The organism is Bacteroidetes bacterium SB0662_bin_6, from assembly GCA_009839485.1.
Taxonomy (GTDB): domain Bacteria; phylum Bacteroidota; class Rhodothermia; order Rhodothermales; family VXPQ01; genus VXPQ01.
This window is the reverse complement of record VXPQ01000046.1, coordinates 84,966-105,585: the sequence shown is the minus strand read 5'-3', so window position 1 is coordinate 105,585 and position 20,620 is coordinate 84,966. Positions and strand designations below refer to the sequence as shown.

The following is a 20,620-nucleotide window of genomic DNA, read 5'->3' as shown; positions in this document are numbered from 1 at the left end:
GCAAAAGAGCCTATTCCCTTGCTACTTCTTTTTCCGGTTTTTCACCAGAACTCGGAGGAGCAATGTTTTTGTCTTCTTCCTGGCCATCAAGGGGCGCCTCGGCAACGTCCACATCGGCCTGCGCGGCCTTCGATGTTTTGTTTTTCCTTACGCTGAACGATAGCGTATCGGTGCCTTTCTTGTCTTTGGCAGTAATGCGGATGGCATCTCCTTCGCCCAGGTTCTTGCCAAGAATATGGTCGGCAAGCGGATCCTCGATATATTTTTGGATCGAGCGCCGCAGAGGGCGGGCGCCAAACTTTACATCAAATCCTTTCAGTACAAGAAACTCCTTGGCGGACTTTGTGATGTCCACTTTGATGCCGAGTTCCCTGACCCGGTCAAGCAGCTCGTCCGCCATAATGTCGATGATGCGGAAGATGTGTGCTTTCTCCAAAGAACGGAAAACGATCACATCGTCTACCCTGTTCAGAAACTCGGGGTTGAACACCCGCTTCAGGGCATCTTCCACCGTACTCTTCAGGGTCCGGTAATTGAACGTCTCTTCCGATTGGGAAAAGCCAATGCCTTTACCAATGTTCTTTATGTCCCGGGCACCGATGTTCGATGTCATAATGATGATCGTATTCCGGAAATCGACCCGGCGGCCCAGTCCATCTGTGAGTACCCCGTCGTCGAGCACCTGCAACAGGATGTTGAGCACATCCTGATGCGCCTTCTCAATCTCATCGAGAAGCACTACGGAATACGGCTTGCGACGGACTTTCTCAGTCAGTTGTCCACCCTCTTCGTAGCCAACATACCCAGGAGGAGCGCCGACCAGTCGACTGACGGAGAATTTTTCCATGTATTCGGACATGTCGATACGTATCAACGCTTCGTCCGAATCGAAGAGATACTGCGTAAGCACCTTGGCCAACTCGGTCTTTCCAACCCCGGTAGGTCCGAGGAAAATAAACGAGCCGATAGGGCGGCCGGGGTCCTTGAGGCCGGCCCGGGTGCGGCGTATGGCGCTCGACAGCTTACGAATAGCCTCATCCTGTCCGATTACGCGCTTCATAAGCGCATCGTCCATTTTGACAAGTTTCTTCTGCTCAGGCTGGGAAATCTTATCGACCGGAATACCCGTCATCATCGCCACAACCTGAGCGATATTCTCTTCGATCACATCATGCACTTCCGCCTCGGCCTTGCGCTCCCATACCCGCTTGGCTTCTTCGAGCTCTCCATCGATTTTCTTTTCCTTGTCGCGTAACCGGGCCGCCTCCTCAAAGCGCTGGCTCTTGACGACATGGTTCTTTTTCTTTCTGACAGTCTCAATTTCTTCTTCGAGACGGACAATATTCTCCGGTACGCGGATATTTGCCAGGTGGACACGCGCACCGGCTTCATCCATCACGTCAATGGCTTTGTCAGGCAGAAAGCGGTCCGTGATGTAGCGATCGCTGAGACTCACCGCAAGCAAGAGAGCTTCATCCGAATAACGGACGTTGTGATGCTCCTCATAGCGAGTCTTGATGTTGCGAAGGATTTCGATCGTTTCCTCCGTGGTGGAGGGATCCACAATAATCTTCTGGAAGCGTCGATCCAGGGCGCCATCCTTCTCGATATATTGCCGGTATTCGTCGAGGGTCGTCGCTCCGATACACTGAATCTCGCCCCGGGCAAGCGCCGGTTTGAACATATTCGATGCATCAAGACTACCGGAGGCCCCGCCTGCACCTACGATCGTGTGCAACTCATCGATAAAGAGAATAACTTCCGGGCTCTTTTCGAGCTCGTTCATCACTGCCTTCATCCGCTCCTCAAACTGTCCTCTGTACTTGGTGCCGGCAACAAGTGCCGCCAAATCAAGCGTCACAATGCGTTTGTTATGAAGCACACGGCTCACCTTGCGCTGGACAATGCGTATGGCAAGTCCTTCGGCAATAGCCGTCTTGCCCACGCCCGGCTCACCAATCAACACAGGATTGTTCTTCTTGCGCCGACTCAGCACCTGGGCAACGCGCTCGATCTCCTGTTCTCTACCCACGATCGGATCCAACTTGGACTCCTCGGCCAGACGGGTCAGATCCCTGCCAAAGTTGTCCAGCACCGGTGTTTTGCTTTTTTCCATCTTGCGGCGCTCTTTTCCTTGTCCTTCAGGCGGGGGCGGTTCAGGCCCACCGCCGCCGCCACCCGTCGCAGGTATTTTTCCTCCTATAATGGAGTCTAATTCGGCCCGTACGGCATCGTACGTTACCGAAAATCCCTGTTGCAGAATTCGCGCTGCAACATTTTCCTCGTCGCGGAGAAGGCTCAGCAGCAAATGCTCGGTACCTATAATATCACTCTTGTATATCTTCGCTTCCAGATAGGTGATCTTAAGAACTTTTTCGGCTTGCTTGGTGAACGAAATATTGCCCACGGCAAGCGCCCCGCCCGTACCACGGACCGTTTCCTCGACCGCCTTTCTGAGCTTTAACAAATCGCAACCAAGGCTGCGGAGAATCTTGACGGCAATGCCCTCGCCCTCGCAGATAATCCCGAGAAGAAGATGCTCCGTGCCGATGTAATCGTGGCTCAGCCGTATTGCTTCTTCCCGGCTGTCCCTGATAACATCTCTGACGCGATTCGAGAAATTGCCTTCCATGTCATAAAACGAGGCTACGCGGCGAAGCTGGACCCGCAACCGCACGTTTGCGTCGCATTAGGGTTTTCGAAGGTGAACCCTCGTGCATTCAACCCGTCATGGTAATCCACGGTGGTACCCATAAGATACAATCCATGACGCTTATCCATGTACACGGTCACACCGTTTATTTCAAAACTTGTGTCGTGTTCACGCATCTTGTCGAAACCGAGGATATAGCTCATGCCGGAGCAACCGCCCCCTCGAACACCCACACGCAAATGGAATCCTTCGGGGATGTCCTTGGTGGACATAATCTTGCGAATTTCTCCCGCCGCACGATCGCTGAGTGCGATGGGCGCAGGCCGCGTTTCGGTATGGGTGATGGTCCCGTCCGTCGGCATGATCCGGAGGCGTTTTCGTAACCTGAACGAAGCGTGTAAGAAAGAGTAGCCTCGTATGGGGTGAACGACGGTCTGTGGGGGCGGTTCCATCTGCATCAGTATCGACGTGCAAGTACGATAGGCGCCTTGAATACATCCATTACATTGTTGCGGGCGTCATAGGCCTCGACAAAAGCAATGTATATACCCGTGCGCAGGCGACGGCCCGCATCATCCCGACCGTTCCATAGCAACTCGACGGATTCCGCAACGAGCCGGGAGGCGACCAATCTGCGTACCTGGTTCCCGGCCAGGTCGAACACAAGGGCCCGGATTCTGGATATGTCGGAAGAGAAGGTGCATCTTATGCGGACGATATCGTCCACGCCGTCCCGATCCGGGGAAAAAGGATTCGGCGTAATCTGTATTCCCCGCTCTGGCAACAGATCCTTACCGGCGATACGTATCGAATTGGGCAGCCCCGGGGTTCCACCGTCCGGCCCTACCGAACTGGTCCAGTTCTGAGGATGATTGCCGGACCCGTCCACGTCGATTCGCTCCAGTGTAATGCCCCGGGTTTCCAGAACATCCGGATGATGCCACGAAGGATCGTACCGTACGTCGTCAAGCACTTCGCCGTCTTCCCGGTGTATACGAATGCGGTCTCCTTCGTTAAGCAGGGTAAGCCCCTTGCCGGTAACCACCGGGGCGTTTTCGTTCTCCATACCGGCGGCGGCAAACAGCAGGTACTCTCCCGGCTCCAGGCCGATAAACCGCCCTTGCACACGAACGGTATCGGCGTCTCCATATTCGTCAGGATCCCGGGTCCGATATATCCCGTCGAGATAAATGCGACGAGCGGAGCGGTTCACGAATTCAACAAATTCCATCTGGTTTGCAAACCCGTCATAGTCGTCTGCAAGCGGTTCGTACAAAATTTCGTTCACCACGATATCCCGGAGAACAGGCCGATAGGAAATCGGCGCCGATACCCGTTCCGAAATATTTCCGCGCAAATCGGACACCTGCTCGACCGCAACGGATGCGCCTGTTACGGAACCCGCGAAAAAGACGCGTAACCGATTCGGACCCAACGTTTGCACTTCCCGGGCCACAAGGTTCTCCACCCGAATAGAGGCAGGAAAAATCGCCCCGGTCCGGACAGGTTCGTTGAAATAAAGATCGAGTCGGGTATCGTCGAAAGCTTTGACGAAAGACAATGCCGGACCGGATACATCGGGAGCATATTGGCTGTTTTCCGCACCCGGTGTGGCGCCGGAAGTATCGATAGACAGGGCGAAGTTATACGGATCCGAGGGAGCGCCCGGATCGATGCGTTCCAGTGACCGCCCTGCTTCCACCGTGCTGCCTGCATAAAAAAGCGAATCAATGACCACTCCGCCGGATTCGAGAATCACCGCGTCGCCCCCATTGTTCAGACTTGCCCAGCGAGCGGGTGCGATATACGGAACGCCGGCAAAACGATTGGAAAAGGCGATATCGTCCGCAACGAACACCGTGTAGGTTCCGGGAGCAAATGCCGATTCCTCTTCGGAAAGGGGAAAAGGGGAAGAAGAGGCGTCCCGGATCGTCAAATCCTGGAGATCGAACGTATGCACGCTCCGGTTGAACAGTTCGATAAACTCCGAGCCGGAAGGAAAGGGCCGGGGATATATCTCATTGATCACAATGTCTCCGGGTTGCGGAGATACGGAGAGGTCGATGCGGATGGGGCCGGCAGCGCCGGACACCCCCCCAAGAGGCTGGGCACGAATCGGCAAGACGCACAGGCATACTGCCAGGCCGGCGGGAACAAGAATAAAGAAAAGGGCTCGCATGGGCCGAGAGAATGAGATCGGCCCTTTAAGACACAGCGAGCTCCAAAACGTAACCTCCCCGGAAACTTTTTCGGCGCGTAAAGTCAGCCGGGTTCCTGATCCAGGTGGGTCCGGAGCACATGGGCCATCAGCGCTGCGGTGGGGGCCATAGCGCCCTCGTCGATATCGAAGTGATCACTGTGCAGGGGATACGCACTCTCCGGACCGGAACGGGTGCCTGCCCGGAGAAGCATCCCGGGTATTTTTTCCAGGTAGTGTCCGAAATCTTCCGAACCCATGCTGGGGAGAGGAATATGAAAAACCGCTTCCTCTCCGCAGAAGGACCGGATAACGGATGCTACATGCTTCGTGAGTCGAGGATCGTTTTTTACTGCAGGCGCCCCCGCCTCTATATCCACCTGCACCTCGACCCCGTACAGGCCGGCAAGTTCGTTTGCGATGCGTTCCAGGCGCTGGTTTATGGCCGTGCGTTCCTTCGCATCCGTGGTGCGGATCGTGCCTCCCAATTCCGCCTGTTCGGGAATCACGTTGTACGCATCCCCGGCATGAAACCGGCAAATCGTCAGAACGGCTGCCTGTCGCGCATCCGTAAAACGCCCCACCATCTGATAGAGTGCATTGGCGATCTGATTAGCTACCCAGACGGTATCCACCACTTCATGGGGACGCGCCGAATGGCCGGTGCTCGATGCCTTAACGCAAATGCGGAACCGGTCTTTAGACGACGTAATAGGGCCGTCCAGCACGCCGTATCTGCCCGCCTCCAGCGAGGGGTCGACGTGAATTGCATAAATGCTCTGCACACCGTCAAGCACTCCTTCCCGGATCATGTTCACCCCACCTCCCGGCGTGCCTTCCTCGTCCGGCTGAAACAGTACGCGGACCGTACCGCGGAGATGCTCCCTGTTTCGATGCAGAATAAGCGCTACGCCGATCGCAATCGCCGTATGCGCATCATGGCCGCACAGATGGGCAACCCCCGGCTGGCGGGACGCATACTCGACGGATTTTGCATCTGCGGTGGGCAATGCGTCCATATCCGCGCGGTACGCAATGACAGGTCCGTCATGGATGCCCTCAATATCCGTGTATAAGCCGGTGCCGGCCAGGGGACCTGTTACTGCCAGCCCATGCTGCTCGAGGATGCTGCGAACAAACTCGCTGGTGCGATACTCCTCAAAACCGAGTTCGGGATGCTGATGAATATCACGCCGTATGTCGCGCAGGAACGTCGCGAATTCAACCTGCTCCCTACCGGTTTCGGCAAGATTCGAAACATCCATGGAAGGAATATCCGCTATGACGCTCATTTTCTTCAAACCATCCCGTTCCGTTTGCGAAAAAACCATTCCGCGGCAAGAAGCGCAATAATGAATAGTAAAAGAGCAGGGTGTTTACGCAAATCCTCTTCCGTCGTTTGGGATATCGTATCGGATGCTCCTTCCAGATGGGTCGAGAGGACTTCGGTAAATGGCCCGGGGCGGCTTTGGTCCAGCAAAACACCCCCTGAGCGCTGGGCAACCTGCCGCATCAATGTAACGTCCGCGCCCGGTTCCCGGTATTCCAGCGTCAATGATCCAACCACAAACTCCCCGCGGTCCGAACCCAGGATTTCCTCGCCTCTGTGCGCTGTGGCCGACCAGGCATAGGCCCCTTCGGGCAGCGCTCCCGTGTTGAGCGTGTACCGTCCGCTCCCGATCGCCTGCATAAGATAGGGAAACTCCACGCCATCCGGCGAAATCAACCTGATCTCCACGGACGCATCCGGGACGGGATTAAGACTTTCGTCGTACACCTGACCCGAAAACTGAACCGATTCGCCTCCTCCAAAAACATCCCGGACAGGATATATGCGCACAGGGCGGTCATCCTCGAGGGCGGTAAGCCACTGGATAATGTTCGCAAAAAGTTCTGCAGGAAGTTGCTCGAAATCAGACAGGTCTTCAGGAAGGTTCTGCCATCTCCATGTGCCGGCGCCAAGCAGGGCGGCGGTACGATGTTGCGTCCGCCGGCGCACGACAAGCAGTGGTTCGGACAGGTCAATCCCGCGTACCGACACGGTGGCAAGCACCTGCGCGTCAGGAGTAAGCGCCCATTGGGTTCGACTGTATTCCAGCGGGGGAAGAGTACTCCATGCTTCCGGGTCTCCTCCGGAAATATGCATGATCGGGTGATGATTTCCTGCCGGCGCAGGTTGAAACGCCGCTTCCATGAAATCTTCCCGAACACGCCCGGGCTCAACGGGGAGCACATCTTCGGAAATTATCCCCAGTCGAGGAATAGAGGTGGCTGAAGTAAGCAGAAAAAACACAGGGACGCCTTCCTGCGCCGCCTCGCCGATGCGCCGCAATACGGTTCCGTCGCTGACCCGCCCGGGATAGCCGGCCAACACGATGACATCGAAGTCCGCAAGCGAGGAGGGAAACCCGCCTTCGTAAAAAGCGCCCGCGCTTTTTTGCACGAACGGAGACACTTCGAACGCCGCATTCCGCGCAAGCAATCTCCGGATTGCCGCAACATCCGGGCCGGGAGCCGCTGCAACGAGAAGGATGCGCCGTTTGGAGGAAAGCACACGAACCGTCAGGGATTCCCGGTTATTGCGGTGCGTCACTTCATCAGGAAGCTCCGTTATAGCCACCGTGTAGCGCCGAAGCCCTTCCGATTCGGGCGTCACGGACAAATCGACGACGATTTCGGCATTCCCCGGAGGAATTTCAAGGGCTTGTGAAGTGATCGTTTCTCCGTCGACGGCAAGCGATACCGTAATCCGGCGCCCCCCCATGCCTTCTGCACGAATGCCGACCTCAATGGGAAGTTCGGCGCCTACGTAGGCTACTTCGTTTGTGAGCACACGTTGCACACGGATATCCTGCCGGCGCAATGTGTCGCCTACAACCGCCGTAAAAACAGGCACCGGATACCGTTCGGATACATATAGCGGATTACGACCTGTATTGTACCGGCCATCGGAAACCAGCAGTACAGCGCGCAAATTGTCATCCCGCAATCGCTCTTCGGTGGAGGCAAGCGCCTGTGCAATGTTGGTTCTGAAGGCGTTCAACGCAAGCGAGTCCGGTTCAAAACGGGGAAGTTCACCGGCATCGAGGTCCGAGCCAAAACGGATGTATCGCACATCGGCGCCCCGTGCAGCCGGCGGAATATGCTGAAGAATGTCCCGGATATGGGCTTGTGCCACTGCACGAGAAGTGTCCGTGCCGGATGCCAGCCGAAGGCTTGCGCTGTCGTCGATGAGCACCGCTACAACCGGTTCCTTTTCATCATGCCGGACAAGGCGGAAAACAGGTTCGAGCAGAAGCAGCAGAATGAAGAAGAGCGCACAAAACCGCAGTACCCCGAGCACGATCCTCTTGCTCCGCGGCAATGCGGGCATGGTGTGACGATACAACCATACGGCAGCGGCGCCGGCTGCAAGTAAGGATGCCGCCAACAGCCATGGACTCATGCCAAAAGAAAAAGACATTCGACGAGAGAGAAAGGGTACTCGTTAAAGATACGGCATGACCAGGTAGGCAAGGTAGGCCAGAAAACCTGTCAGGAGGAACACGCCCTCCATGCGTCCGATCCTGCGCCGGACCCACACAACAGGGAGGAGCAGCACCCCGAACGCAAGCATGACCGGAAAATGTACGGTGAGCACATTCGCCTCCACATGCAGGGGGCGGAATAGAGCAATCGGCCCCACGACGAACAACACATTCAGGATGTTGCTCCCGAGTACGTTCCCCACCGAAAGTTCCGCCTCGCCCTTCAGGGCGCCCACAAGGGAAGTAGCCAGTTCGGGCAGGCTGGTGCCGACAGCAACCACAGTCAGGCCGATAATCACAGGAGAAACGCCCAGCATGGTGGCGATATTCACGGCGGCTTTCACCATGAGCCAGGCGCCGCCCGCAAGCAACAGCGCTCCCGCGAAAAGAAACACCCATTTCCAGCGGCCCGATACCGGAACGTTTGCAACTCCCGAGAGAACAGCATCCGATGTCTGTCTTTCTCCGCCATACGCACGTCCCCGTACGATCAGGAATACAAAAATGATCAGCATGGCAGCGAGCACCATGCCATCGATCCGACTGATTGTTCCGTCCAGCGCTACCAGATAGAAAACGATCAGCACAAGCATCATGGAAGGGTACCCCCTGGTCAGCACATCACGCGATGCCAGAAGGGGAAAAACCAGCCCGCTTGCGCCAAGAACCAGTGCAATATTGCAAATGTTTGAACCGACGATATTCCCCAGCGCGAGACCGTCCTCATCCGAGAAGGCTGCAAACAGGTTAAAGACGAATTCGGGCATGGACGTACCGAGCGCCACTACGGTAGCACCGACAATCAGGGGGCTTACACTATACCGGTGCACCAGCCCCGCAGCGCCCTTCAGGAGCCATTCAGCGCCGAAATATACCAGGGCAAGCCCCAGTGCAAAAAGAAACAATTGAAGTGGCATACCGGATTTTTTCCTTAATTTTAGCAGGTTGGGCGCGACAGGATCCTGCTTAGCATAATATTGACGACGCGGCCTTCGGCCGGGATGGCGGAACGGTAGACGCAACGGACTTAAAATCCGTTGGAGCAATGCTCCGTGCGGGTTCGAATCCCGCTCCCGGTACGAAACTAAGCCCGCCTCCTTCATCGGAAGCGGGCTTTTTTCATAAATTTACACTGAAAAATATCTGTCTTATACATATAGAATGCGCGCCGCAGTGGGTCTACTCCGAGCGGGTCACCAGCACGGCCCAGTCCTGGTCAGGATCTGCCGGGGGTTCGCCGAGCGATACGATCGCGCCGCCTTCGACCGTCGTCACGCTGCCGTACTGGAGCTCTCCGCCTGACCTTGGGTTGTACCACCGTACGCTAAACGTACCCTCGTCTCTTTCGAGATCAATCGTAGTACTGCTCCCGGTCGGCAAATACACCGCGTATGTTTCGCCCGGCTTGGCGAGCACGAGGTTGCCGTATGCGAATGCAAGCCCGTTGTCGGGCTCCATTTCCCAGAAGGGGAGGTACTCTCTGAAGAAGTCCAGAGCGTAGCGCGATTGATCCCACAAGATCTCGCGCGTCCGCCAGTCTTCGCAGTCGATGTCCATACAGGGATTGCGGCTGCCGAAATACCACTCCACACCGGAACCGCCGCCCATGAGGTTTCCCCAGAGCGCTTGTTTGCGTGGCAAGTCATGCGTCGGGTCGACAGCATCAGGAGCAGCACCCCGCCATGCAGGCTGCTGCTCGTCTCCGAAGATGGCCCACTTTCGCCCTGCGAGTTCCGAGCGCTTCCGCAGCACGATAGCGTCTCTGTTGTAGTCATGCATGTCGGCCTGGATGGACGTCGCTTCGAAGTTTGGATCCCCAAGAATGCCGTCGTAGAACCACATCGCCCGATTGGACTTCGTGTGGACGGTGATCGGATGATCATAGGGGTCCAGTGAACGAATGAGGCCCGCGATCATTTTGCGATCGGCATCGGGAGTGTTGTTCTCCTCTCCCAGGTTCCAGGTCACGGCATTGTGATGGCCGAAGCGCGCGACGAGTTCACGATAGTACAGCTCACGAACGGGATTCAGCCCAACACTGCCCCCGAGGTTTCGATCATTCTCCGTCTCTTGCGTGACGACGTGAAGCATGATGCCAAGTCGGTCCATATGAGCGAATATGATTTCCCACTGCGCCAATTTGCTGACGTCGAATCGTTCCCTCTCATCTACATCGGTCCACATCCATGTGTCCCGGCCATCCCCGCCTTCAATGTTGTAGGTCAGGAAATAGACACTGTTCATCCCTTTTCCTGCCAGATAGTTGAGGGCGCCGATGATGCCCTTGCCCTTGCCGTCCTTCCAGCTGGGATCGCCTTCACGCCAATCCTGGACGTGCGGTTGGTATTGGTGGATGAAGGTCCCTACCTGCTCGTAGCTTCCTGAGCCGGCGTCGGCGTCGTAGGTCCCGTCAATCTCGTCGTACGCAAGGAAATTCTCCGGACTGTCCGCACCGGCTTTCAGAAAGTATGCGCCGCTTCCGGCGAACCGGTAGTGGTGTTCGCCCACATACTGCAGCAGCCCGTGATGCCGCAAATCTGGATCTCCCTTGTCCGAGGGAAGCACCGTGAATGCCCCCGAGGCTCCGTCAAATGCAGTCGGTTCCCCAGCCATCGGATCAGTGGCGATCGCAACATCCTGACCTGCGCGGAACGATGCCTTGTAGTTCCATTCGCCTTCTTCGTTTGGTGAAAAATGGACCTGCCATATGCTTCCGCTTTCGGCACTGGAGTTCGCCGCATCACCATCGGCCGCGTAGAATCCCGGTACGACTACGGAATAGTCTCCATTCCTGAACGTCACGAGTAGTCGGTAGTCGGTAAACGGATTGGGTTCGGCAGCTTCACTTGTCTCCGGTCCCGCAAACGAGAGTGTAACCCTGTGCCATGTTTTCAACTCGCCCGTGATCGTGGCATCCTGAGCCCCGGCTGCCGTAACAATTCCGAAAAGAAGGCAGGCGATTGGGATGCCGGCAAGCCTTCGCCATACCTGTCCAGTTGTTGACCGCGCAAGGTCTTTGGTTTCTATTTGTACGTGCCGCAACGACAAGGCTGCAGCGGATCGAGTCCGCGAACTGACACCAAGACAAAATGCTCTCATCGGATCCCCCGGTGATTGATGGAAGGAAAAGTCTAGTATTCTTCAAGCGGCCGATCAGGCTTCATAGCCAGCCAGATGAAGATCGCGAGCACGTTGAAGATGGCAGCGGCCAGGAAGAATGGCGTGGTTGAGCCGGTCCATGTCAACATGTAGGGAAAGGCCAGCGCGGTCACAAACGATCCCAGGTTGCCGGCCATGTTCATTGTTCCGGAAACCGCGCCGGAGTGACGCCGACCGATATCGACGCAAAACGACCAGGACGGGCTAAGGGTCATGTCGGCGCCGAAAATGGCAATAGACAGGAAGGCAATGGCGCCGACCACATCATTCATGAATACGCTCGCCACCAGGCCCACGGCTGCGAGCGAGAAGCCGAGAGCGGCCGGCAATAGCCTGGACAATCTCCAGCGTCCGGAGGAGTAGATCTTGTCAACGAGCCAGCCCGAGAACAAGTGGCCGATTGCGCCCGCGACGAGTGGCGCCGCCGAGAACACGGCTGCCTCCATCATCTCCAATCCGTAGGTCTCCTTGATGTGAGGGAACAGCCACGTCAGCGTGAAGAAGAAGGTGAAGTTGCTGCAGAAATACTGCACCATGGTCAGCCACATATTCCTCGAGACCATCAGGGTTCTGAGCGACAACACGGCCGACTGACTCGGGTCAGGCTGCTGGCGAGTCTCAAGTATGTAATCCCGCTCAGCACTTGTGATGCTTGCGTGCTGGGTGGGATCGTTACGAAACCACAGGTACCAGAAGACGGCCCAAACGATGCCGATTAGTCCAAGCACCGCGAACATTAGACGCCAGCCCATAAGCTCGATCATCCACGCCACAACCGGCAGGGCCATTGCCGGGCCCAGGCGTGCGCCAGAGAAGTTGATCCCATTCACGATTCCTCTCTCCTTCATCGGAATCCAAGAGAACGTGGCACGGGCGATCCCCGGGAACGCGCCAGCCTCGCCCACGCCAAAGAGAAATCGGTAAATGAGTATTGAGACGAAGTTGAACGCGGCTCCTGTAAGAGCTGTAAAGATGGACCAGAACGTAACTACGGCGGTGAGTACCTTTCGGGGTCCAAGCCGGTCGGCCAAGATGCCGGTTGGGGTTTGAAAAAGTGCGTATCCGAGGGCAAAGATGGATAGCACCCAACCCATTTGAGTCGGACTCAGCGACAGCGATTCGGAGATCGCCGGGGCAGACGCGGAGATCGCAATTCTGTCGAAGAGTAGAAGAACTGAAAGGAGGAACGTACCGAATACCAGGACAAACCGTTTGGGAATAGTCACGAGTTCCCCCCTAGTTGCGTTGCGCTATCCGCGATGTGTCTGCGGTTCCAATCCCAGTCGTTAGCTACGGGCCTTGGTAAACCTTTACCAAATCAAACTCTTTACTTTTGTAACAGTAATGTAGACATTGTAGACAATGGATACAATAGAGACATCTTACAAAACTGGACCCGGGCGTCCCATCCGGATCCTGCGGTTGCGGTGCGCCGTTACGCCTATCCCATCCGGGCGACCTGCTGCACCTGGACGTCAAGCGGCTGGGGCGTTTCGTGCGTCCGGGCCATCGGGTCACCGGAGACCGACGGAAGAAACTCCGCAGGAGCCGGATGGGAATACGTGCATGTGGCCATCGACCACACGCCAGCTTGAAATGCCGAACATCTATCCAATTCCTGAATATACCACTGAACAATGTGGTGGGTTTACACAACATAGATAAAGCAACAATCCAATGGGTAAAGATATAGATACTGTATCGGTCTCTCGCGACGAGCACGTCTATACGGAGATCAGGTCGATGATTATCCGCGGCGAGTTGAAGCCCGGAGAGCAAATCGTCCAGAAGGCCGTGGCAGCGAAATTGGGAGTCAGCCGCACGCCGCTACGAAAAGCGATTGCCACACTTGCCCGTGAGAATTTTGTCGAGATGACCTCCAGGGGGTCGGCATATGTGCGTTCGTTCTCGGAGTCCGAGTTCATAAGTGTCTGGGAGATCCGCGCCGTGCTTGAAGGGCTTGCTTCACGCATGGCTGCCAAGGAAGTGGGGCCGAAGCATGTCGCCTACCTGAGAGCCTTGATTACGTCGGCTGCCGATCAGATTACGGACATCGACTGGACGCATTACAGGAATGCCGACAGGGAATTTCACGAATACCTTTTGAGGGCGGTCAACGACCCACTGTTGATCAGCATACTCGAGTCGTTTCATGTTCTGAGCTTCACCCTTGCTCAAGGACTGCTTCGCAGTCCCGCGGATACGCTTCCAGAGCATCTCGAGATACTCGACGCTATCGAAGCGAGGGATGCGGACAAAGCTGAGCGCGCGATGGTGTCACACATCCGAAAGAGCAATAGCCATCTTAAGAGAAAGCTCTCGCAACCCACATCATTTGGAATGTTGCCCGACGCCTTCCAGACACTGATTATAACTCAAGCCGAGGAGCTTGCGGCAGCCTCAGGAGAAACGGTTGTCCTGGCTGTGGAGGACAAGGGTGAGGCGCGGATTATCTTCGTGGTGGAGGGCCACTCCCTTCTGAGAGCCGCCATACCGATCGGCACCCGGCTTCCGCTGCATGCCACCGCAGTTGGAAAGGCATTGCTCGCATCGAAGGACTCAGACGAACTCGCGTCATTGCTGGGTCGGTACGCCCCGACAAGGTTCACGGATGCAACGATTACGGATTCGGACGAGTTGGCAGGGATGCTTTACGAAATCCGAAAAGCGGGTATCTCGATGGAGAACGGTGAATACCAGGCTGGACTTGCGAGCGTCGCGATGACTTTGAGACACGCGGACGGCTCCACAGTAGCAATTGGCATTACCTTGCCTGAAGTACGGCTTTGTGGCCAATCCCTCTCGGAGTTGGGAGAGATGCTCCTGGCATCCACAAACCGAATCTCCTCTGCGGCCTAGTGGGTTCGCAAACCAACTTGGGCAGGTGAGGCACTGAGAAAAGCGCCGATTCTCGCCTATTTCGAGCGCTTTTTTGTTCGGGCCAGGTGACAATTTTGTATTGCGAACCCACTGGATGCACCCTACCACCGGTCCGTTGCGCCCGTTGCACATTGTGTGTACATTGTATACATCGGTTGCGAAAGTTATAGTCCAGCTAGAGAAACAGATGTATGGAGTGAGCCCCGCGTTCATTTTTTCCCGCTATGGCAAGGGCTTTGGGATTTCAGATTTCAGCGCTGCTTTGAAGGAGGCCGCAAGTCTCGGGTACGAGGGTTACCAGGGAGAAGTGTTCCACGAAGAACGACTCGGCGAATGGTCGACGGGAGGTGCGCGCGCTGTGCACGACGTGGCGACGTCCCTTGGGATGACGATGACACAGTTCGTTGCCCACTTCATGCTGAAGTACTTCTCGAGGCCCGAACACCTCGATGCCGAAACAGGAAAGGACTCTCTGAGACGGGTGGTCGAGATCGCGAAGACGTCTGACTGGACCGAGGTGCTGACAGTGCCGATGGCCGCACTCGAGGTTGACTGGAACACCGTATCGGGACCTAATTGGTACGCAGACGTGCGCAAGCGTCTGCATGAGAAACTTGCCGGCTTTCTGCACATCGTTGTTGATGCAGGGCTGAGGATGGCTGTCGAAATCCTACCCTATTCGGTAATGGGAGGCATGGCCGGGTTCCAAGAGGTCTGCCGTGTACTCGATTCACCTGATTTTGGTATCAACCTCGATACCGGACATGCCTGGGTGTCCGGTGAGATTGTACCGCTGCTCCCCTTCCTGCTGCAGGATCGAATTTTCGGCGTACATCTTAGCGACAATGACGGGACACTGAACAAGTCACTTGCGCCAGGCCGGGGAACTATCGACTGGGTTCCTCTGCTGGACAATCTCGCCTCGGCCGGTTACACCGGGAGTCTCGATATCGAAATCGCCTGCGAGGCAAACGAGGTGATCGAGGCCTATCGCGAAGGAAAGGCCTACCTCGAATCGTGCTTGGAGCAGTGCCGATTTTACCAGCATACCCGGGTGACTAAGCAGCAACAATCGACTTGAGCCCTAAGCACCGTGGACCCCATCGACCGAGAGTCTTTCCGTGGTCAGGCTCTAAAGATGATCTCCCAATCCGGCTTCGTGCTCTCAGCCGGCGATTTGAGTGCGCTTGCCGTTGACGATTTCGGCCTTGGTCACTTTGAGTCGGAAGGATTCGTCTGGGTAGATCTCTTGCGAAGCACCAAGGTCAGGGTCGCTCTCATCACGTTGTTACCAGGCCAGTCCTTGCCACAGCATGTACATCCGCCGTATGAAGGTGAGGCTGGAAAGGAAGAGACGATGCGTGTGTTGTGGGGCCAGGCGAGAATCTATGTGCCAGGGCCGGCCAATAACCCGAATGTGGCGGTGCCGCCGGGAAAAGAAGCTTACTACACTGTCTATCACGAGGTGATCCTCGAAGCGGGTGACCAGTACACCATCTCGCCGAATACCGAACACTGGTTTCAGGGTGGGCCGGAGGGCGCAGTCACCATCACGTTTCAAAATCGTGTAGACGAGACGCGCAACATCTTCAAGGAGGGGAGAGGCTGTCCAATCAAACTGACTGATTGAAAGTATCCGCCAGAACCCAAAGAACCTTTCGTGCAACGCGTATCCACTCCGACGCGGTGGGCTCGCCTGATTTACGTGCCGGCTAACGGTTCAGGACGACGATAAGCCGTCTGGCTTGCAGTGTGTCTCCGTCGTCTTCCAGGTGCATTAGGTATATCCCCGGCGAGACAGGAGGCAGATTCACCTCGACCCAATGCGGGCCCGGATGAACATGTACGTCATGCATGATATATCCCGCATTTCGTCCAAGTATGTCATACAAGGCAATGCGGATGGAGGTTGGCCTGCAAGCTTCGACCGGTATGGTAACGTGATCATGAACCGGATTCGGATAGGGACTGCCGACAGCATGACGGCAATTAGGCTGGGGTGTCATCACCGATGTTGCTGCAGCATCGTATGCACCTGGTGAACCCCCTACCGAAGAGCTCGTACGCCAACTGGACGGCGAATTTGGCGAACGTTGTTGGTCCGGTTGCACAAGGACCAGCGAGTAGCCGTGCCCGTCGGCTTCCTCTGGCCAGGGCGCTTCATCCATGTACTCCATTTCCCAGATGACATCTCCAAACGCGTGCTCAAGCGCCAGCGACTCACCCCCGTTGGACAGTCGCCCCGTGTATTGCCCGAATGGACCGAACCCGTACCGCTGGCGGAAAGCCGCCGAGTCAGAGGCAAGAACAAGAAACGCTCCCGGTTCCATGCTTGTAGGGTAGGAGAAGGCGAAGCCAATCCCATCAGAGAATGACGCTCCGGAAAGATCAATAGTGGTGTTCCCCGTGTTCTGCAGCTCGATGAATTCGCAGTCGTCCGGATCGTGCTGCATGCATTGGTCCGGGTGGTACATCAACTCGGTAACCTTGAGGGGTACATAGTCGGCCTCAATTATGAAGAGCGCCTCATGGAGAGGGCTCCATGTTGTTTCATCGTGTATCCGCGCCCGAACCAGAGTCGTCCGGTCTATTTGAACCGAAGCGTTGGACGTCGCTGTTAATGCATGCGGTGAAACATCTCCGCCGGGCAGGCGCGGATCGGTGCCGTCCGTTGTGTAGAGAATCTCGCCAGATCCGAAGGAGTTTGGATTCGAGATACTGAGTGTTGTCGCTCCCTCCACCTCACCGCCAGGTATACTGAAGGCTGCAGGCAACAATGAGGGATAGTAGCCTTCCCTTCTAAGTGCAGATATGAATCTCTCCACGTTTCCATTCATGAGTGCGTCGACGGCATCAACTTCATTCTGCCAATCGACGTCCCGCGTGCGGGTAGGGTGCCCGTGTTCTTCCATGGCATCGCCCCACCGTGCAGACTCTGCTACAATCGCCGCCCTGACGTGGTCGTTGAGTTGTTGCCACCTCAAACGAGATGCATCGTCGGAAAGCGCCCCTCCGTTGAAGGAGTGTTTGTAGACCCGATCTGCAAACATCATCATGAAGTCAGGATTTTTGCGCAATGCGTGCCACAGCCCGCCAGCGTTTGCCTGCGTACTGTTAGTCCCTGACCTGAAGTCCGGATGTACCCAGGCGCCTCCGGACGAGTAGCTTCCAGTCTGGTACCAGGACCATTCATTGTCCCACCCAAAGAATTGCGTTTTACCGGGAGGTACATTTCGAACCGCCGCCCACCAGTTGTTGCGTGGCCAGTCGGTCATCCGAGTGAACCACGTCAGCATGACATAGTCTGCGAAGGGTTCGACATCGATGTACTCTCGTATCAAAGCATAGTTGGATGGGTTGCCGAGGGCACGCCGCATGATATCTCGTGTGAGCGTGTGCCACCGCACAGGATCGCCGCTGCGTGCACCGCCGTGGCTTATCGAAAACCACTCTTCCCTATCGCCACCGAAATATGCTGAGGCAAACCACGAGTCTGGTCTTTCGGTAGGATTGTACAGGCCCCAGTAAAGGCCGTTAATGTAGAGATGGACGAATACGCCCCGTGCGCCAACACCCGACATAGATAGCTGGGTGTCACGGTACCACTGGTCGCGAGTATAGGCGGCCTTGCCGTCGTTCCAGTTTCGTGCCCAGCAACGGTTATTGCCACCCCGCAATACAATGCGATCGAACCTGTCCGTCGCTGAATCGCCGTGAAAAAGGGCACGCCTGAAGAGGTCGGTGTCAAACTTCCCATCACCGTACTCGGAGCGAAAAGTCAGACGAAGTGACCTCTTGAGCCGATCGTGGCTGTGCGCGACCAGTCCTCCCACGCTTGCGTGACTTGCTTCGGGGTCGTCCGGATAGAGGATCTCAACGGCAACCACTTCCTCTGCGTCACCATCATAGACTCGCCAAAACATGTCGCGATCCATCGATAGCGAAATCGTAGGAATCGCAAGTAATCCCGCCCTGATCTCACCGCTGTAAGAAGGATGGTCAACGATTTCCGGATCCATTTCATAATCGTGGTCGACATATGCCCTTCCACCGGCCCAGTATCTGTCGGCCTTCCAGCCATCTATTTCCTTAGGCTGTCGGACTACATCGTTCACAAAAATGTAGGTATGCGTTTCCACATCTGACACCTGGCCGTCCGGAAGCGCCGCAACGGCCTTGACCACGATGGTCTTATATATGTACAGATCTTCTTCAAATGCAAAACCTTCCGACGGTGTAGGGGTGCTTCCGTCAACCGTGTAGTAAATTGTGGCCCCCGGGTCGTTGGCGCTCACAATGATGCGGAATGGAGCATCATAGAATCCCCTCTCTACGCTAAAGGAGGGTCGCTGAGGCTGAGCGGCCAGAAGGAGAGGCGTCAGGAGAAGCGCGAGCACAGCGATGCCAATGCCCCTCATCCTGATGCGAGATGCCTCCGGGCGATGCCACACCATACCTGAGCGCGCTCCGATAACGCGTAGACTCGTTTCAGTTGTTGAGGTTGTCTGCCGGTATGCTACTCCGAAGCCTTCATACCGGCGTCCGACCGCTTCACGTCACCCGGTAGATCTCCCGGTTCACCAGATCCATTAGTTCTTCGGCGTTCTCCTCCTCCATCAAACGAAGGTACTTGGCTCGATCAATATCCTGAACCAGTCGCCAGATCCCCAGGCTGATGTCCGAATGGCTGTTAAAGAACCGAAGCATATCGAAGACTCGCGGCGAAGCATCGGTTGTGAAGTACTTGTCGTACCCGAATTCCATCGCATAGAACAGAAATTCTACGTAATGAAGAAAATTCCGTGTTGCGCCCACCAGGTCCCAATCAAATCGGTTGTCGTTGTCGTTCGTGTGCAAATAGTAGTCGATGCCGGATTCTACGCAAAGAGCAATACTCTGCGCCGGGTTTTCCGCCGCATACATTGCATGGCCGAAGTCGATGGTTACCCCGACACTTGGGTTACCAACCTCTTTTAGCAACAGCAACGTCTTCGCACACGTTGACAAATGACAATGTACCCTCGTTTCAGAGAACTTGTACTCGATGAAGAGAGGGATTTCAGGCAGGTAGTCGGCTGCTTCTCCAACGGTTTCGATCATGTATCGCCACGCCTTGGCGTAGTTGACCTGAAACAGATTGTCGTACCCGTCGGAAAGCGGGCAACACGTCACATGGGGAGCGCCAACCTTTTTTGCATAATCCTTGGCGCCCTTGATTATCTCGATCGCGCTCCTTCTTATTTCCGGGTCAGGCCGCGACAACGCCCCGGGTACGACCCGCGGTTCCTTCTTGATGTTGGCATTGATCGCCGCGAAGTTCAGACCGCGCTCGTCCATCCAGGACTTGGTTTCCACGGGGTCCCCGGTTTCGTAAGGGTAGACGATCTCAATGCCGTCGACACCCTTGATCTGGGTTACGAGGTCCAGTCGTTCGCGAACAGATGTAGGCTGTTGGTACTCGGAGAACCTGTCCTGCGTTCGACCGAGGAACGCTGTAATGATGCTGAGTTTCATAATGGTCTATATCTGTGTGGTCTTTAGAGCCTGTTTGGCAAGTAGGTCTTCAGGCGAACGCGGAACCATCTTACCAAACAGGGTCTTAGTCTTCCACGATTCTGGTGGACCGAATGATGTTTGGATCGGTGAATCCATCGAGGCCGTCCCGAACACACGTTGAGAACGAGTACAGCACGCAACCCTCCGGTCCCGCCTGAAACCAGTGTTTCGTCCCTGGTGGCAGGTGAATCTGCTCACCAGGCCGCAAGACCACTTCGTGGCGCATGGTGTAGTAATCATCCTTTCCGGCCGGGATAAATCCCACCGTCATATTGTCGTCGCCCGGGACATAGAATCTCAGGTTTCCGGATATCGAACGAACGATCTCCTCCTTGCCGGGATCATCGCTGACGGGAGGGTGCCAGTGTTCCGGCTCAGTCTGATTGGGAAAGAGGACCAGCACTTTGGCACTGATGCGATCGGTACTGAAGTAGGTCAGGATCTGGACACCCTCAACTTCAAGCTGGCCTAATCCAAAATCTGCGACGTCGATATCCTGTTTTTCCTTCTCGGTGATGATGATACCGGCTTCTTCGATCATGTCGGCGGCTCGTTTCCGGGCCTTGTTGACTTCGGATCTGGTTATCATAGCTGCGCTTCTCGAGTTTTTGTCGCGTTATTCGAGTTTATACTAATTGGGACAGGACA

The 20,620-nt window shown here is 55.8% G+C and carries 14 protein-coding genes, 1 tRNA gene and 1 pseudogene; 5 read left to right on the top strand and 11 right to left on the bottom strand.

What is annotated here, in order from left to right; all coding sequences use genetic code 11:
- Window positions 1-10: 10 nt before the first annotated feature.
- The 6 genes from F4Y00_08425 to F4Y00_08400 form a co-directional block, all read right to left on the bottom strand.
- Window positions 11-2,632 carry an ATP-dependent Clp protease ATP-binding subunit gene (locus F4Y00_08425; protein ID MYE04978.1) on the bottom strand — a complete coding sequence of 874 codons (2,622 nt, stop codon included), beginning with the start codon at window positions 2,630-2,632 and terminating at the stop codon, window positions 11-13.
- Window positions 2,633-2,646: 14 nt separating this feature from the next.
- Window positions 2,647-3,015, bottom strand: coding sequence for an iron-sulfur cluster assembly accessory protein (locus F4Y00_08420; protein MYE04977.1), 369 nt, complete (start codon window positions 3,013-3,015; stop codon window positions 2,647-2,649).
- Between the two features lie 95 nt (window positions 3,016-3,110).
- Window positions 3,111-4,832 (bottom strand): hypothetical protein, encoded by a 1,722-nt coding sequence (locus tag F4Y00_08415; GenBank protein MYE04976.1) that lies wholly within the window; start codon window positions 4,830-4,832, stop codon window positions 3,111-3,113.
- 83 nt (window positions 4,833-4,915) lie between these two features.
- Window positions 4,916-6,181, bottom strand: coding sequence for an amidohydrolase (locus F4Y00_08410; protein MYE04975.1), 1,266 nt, complete (start codon window positions 6,179-6,181; stop codon window positions 4,916-4,918).
- Window positions 6,148-8,313, bottom strand: a complete 2,166-nt coding sequence (locus F4Y00_08405) for a hypothetical protein (protein ID MYE04974.1) — start codon at window positions 8,311-8,313, stop codon at window positions 6,148-6,150. Before F4Y00_08405 ends, F4Y00_08410 begins: the two co-directional genes overlap by 34 nt.
- Window positions 8,314-8,337: 24 nt before the next feature.
- Complete coding sequence (locus F4Y00_08400) at window positions 8,338-9,294, bottom strand: calcium/sodium antiporter (GenBank protein MYE04973.1); 957 nt, start codon at window positions 9,292-9,294, stop codon at window positions 8,338-8,340.
- A 78-nt stretch (window positions 9,295-9,372) separates the two neighbouring features.
- Here F4Y00_08400 and F4Y00_08395 point away from each other — a divergent pair.
- A tRNA-Leu gene (locus F4Y00_08395) sits at window positions 9,373-9,456 on the top strand.
- Between the two features lie 100 nt (window positions 9,457-9,556).
- Here the strand turns inward: F4Y00_08395 and F4Y00_08390 are convergent.
- Window positions 9,557-11,476, bottom strand: a complete 1,920-nt coding sequence (locus F4Y00_08390; protein ID MYE04972.1) for a DUF5060 domain-containing protein — start codon at window positions 11,474-11,476, stop codon at window positions 9,557-9,559.
- Between the two features lie 32 nt (window positions 11,477-11,508).
- The gene (locus tag F4Y00_08385; GenBank protein MYE04971.1) at window positions 11,509-12,756 is read right to left on the bottom strand and encodes an MFS transporter; all 1,248 of its coding nucleotides are present in this window, start codon (window positions 12,754-12,756) and stop codon (window positions 11,509-11,511) included.
- Window positions 12,757-12,986: 230 nt separating this feature from the next.
- On the opposite strand from F4Y00_08385, the pseudogene F4Y00_08380 reads away from it, so the two are divergent.
- The 4 genes and pseudogenes from F4Y00_08380 to F4Y00_08365 all read left to right on the top strand — a co-directional run bounded on the left by F4Y00_08380 (window position 12,987) and on the right by F4Y00_08365 (window position 16,046).
- Window positions 12,987-13,116, top strand: a pseudogene (locus tag F4Y00_08380) (IS481 family transposase).
- A 97-nt stretch (window positions 13,117-13,213) separates the two neighbouring features.
- Entirely contained in the window at window positions 13,214-14,395 is a 1,182-nt protein-coding gene (locus F4Y00_08375) for an FCD domain-containing protein (protein MYE04970.1), read from the top strand.
- Between the two features lie 115 nt (window positions 14,396-14,510).
- Window positions 14,511-15,497, top strand: coding sequence for a sugar phosphate isomerase/epimerase (locus tag F4Y00_08370; GenBank protein ID MYE04969.1), 987 nt, complete (start codon window positions 14,511-14,513; stop codon window positions 15,495-15,497).
- A 12-nt stretch (window positions 15,498-15,509) separates the two neighbouring features.
- A complete protein-coding gene (locus tag F4Y00_08365; GenBank protein MYE04968.1) occupies window positions 15,510-16,046 on the top strand; it encodes a D-lyxose/D-mannose family sugar isomerase in 537 nt (178 codons plus the stop codon).
- An 82-nt stretch (window positions 16,047-16,128) separates the two neighbouring features.
- On the opposite strand, the gene F4Y00_08360 is transcribed toward F4Y00_08365, so the two are convergent.
- From F4Y00_08360 to F4Y00_08350, 3 genes are all read right to left on the bottom strand, one after another.
- Window positions 16,129-18,870 carry a hypothetical protein gene (locus F4Y00_08360; protein MYE04967.1) on the bottom strand — a complete coding sequence of 914 codons (2,742 nt, stop codon included), beginning with the start codon at window positions 18,868-18,870 and terminating at the stop codon, window positions 16,129-16,131.
- A gap of 97 nt (window positions 18,871-18,967) precedes the next feature.
- Window positions 18,968-19,930, bottom strand: a complete 963-nt coding sequence (locus F4Y00_08355) for a sugar phosphate isomerase/epimerase (GenBank protein ID MYE04966.1) — start codon at window positions 19,928-19,930, stop codon at window positions 18,968-18,970.
- Window positions 19,931-20,015: 85 nt separating this feature from the next.
- Window positions 20,016-20,558 carry a D-lyxose/D-mannose family sugar isomerase gene (locus F4Y00_08350; GenBank protein ID MYE04965.1) on the bottom strand — a complete coding sequence of 181 codons (543 nt, stop codon included), beginning with the start codon at window positions 20,556-20,558 and terminating at the stop codon, window positions 20,016-20,018.
- Window positions 20,559-20,620 lie beyond the last annotated feature (62 nt).

What these genes read in the sequence shown, in the direction of transcription:
- F4Y00_08360 (MYE04967.1), bottom strand. Translation starts at nt 18,870, where the DNA reads ATGGTGTGGCATCGCCCGGAGGCATCTCGCATCAGGATGAGGGGCATT.
- F4Y00_08415 (MYE04976.1), bottom strand. Translation starts at nt 4,832, where the DNA reads ATGCGAGCCCTTTTCTTTATTCTTGTTCCCGCCGGCCTGGCAGTATGC.
- F4Y00_08370 (MYE04969.1), top strand. Translation starts at nt 14,511, where the DNA reads ATGCACCCTACCACCGGTCCGTTGCGCCCGTTGCACATTGTGTGTACA.
- F4Y00_08355 (MYE04966.1), bottom strand. Translation starts at nt 19,930, where the DNA reads ATGAAACTCAGCATCATTACAGCGTTCCTCGGTCGAACGCAGGACAGG.
- F4Y00_08425 (MYE04978.1), bottom strand. Translation starts at nt 2,632, where the DNA reads ATGGAAGGCAATTTCTCGAATCGCGTCAGAGATGTTATCAGGGACAGC.
- F4Y00_08410 (MYE04975.1), bottom strand. Translation starts at nt 6,181, where the DNA reads ATGGTTTTTTCGCAAACGGAACGGGATGGTTTGAAGAAAATGAGCGTC.
- F4Y00_08375 (MYE04970.1), top strand. Translation starts at nt 13,214, where the DNA reads ATGGGTAAAGATATAGATACTGTATCGGTCTCTCGCGACGAGCACGTC.
- F4Y00_08420 (MYE04977.1), bottom strand. Translation starts at nt 3,015, where the DNA reads ATGCCGACGGACGGGACCATCACCCATACCGAAACGCGGCCTGCGCCC.
- F4Y00_08405 (MYE04974.1), bottom strand. Translation starts at nt 8,313, where the DNA reads ATGTCTTTTTCTTTTGGCATGAGTCCATGGCTGTTGGCGGCATCCTTA.
- F4Y00_08400 (MYE04973.1), bottom strand. Translation starts at nt 9,294, where the DNA reads ATGCCACTTCAATTGTTTCTTTTTGCACTGGGGCTTGCCCTGGTATAT.
- F4Y00_08390 (MYE04972.1), bottom strand. Translation starts at nt 11,476, where the DNA reads ATGAGAGCATTTTGTCTTGGTGTCAGTTCGCGGACTCGATCCGCTGCA.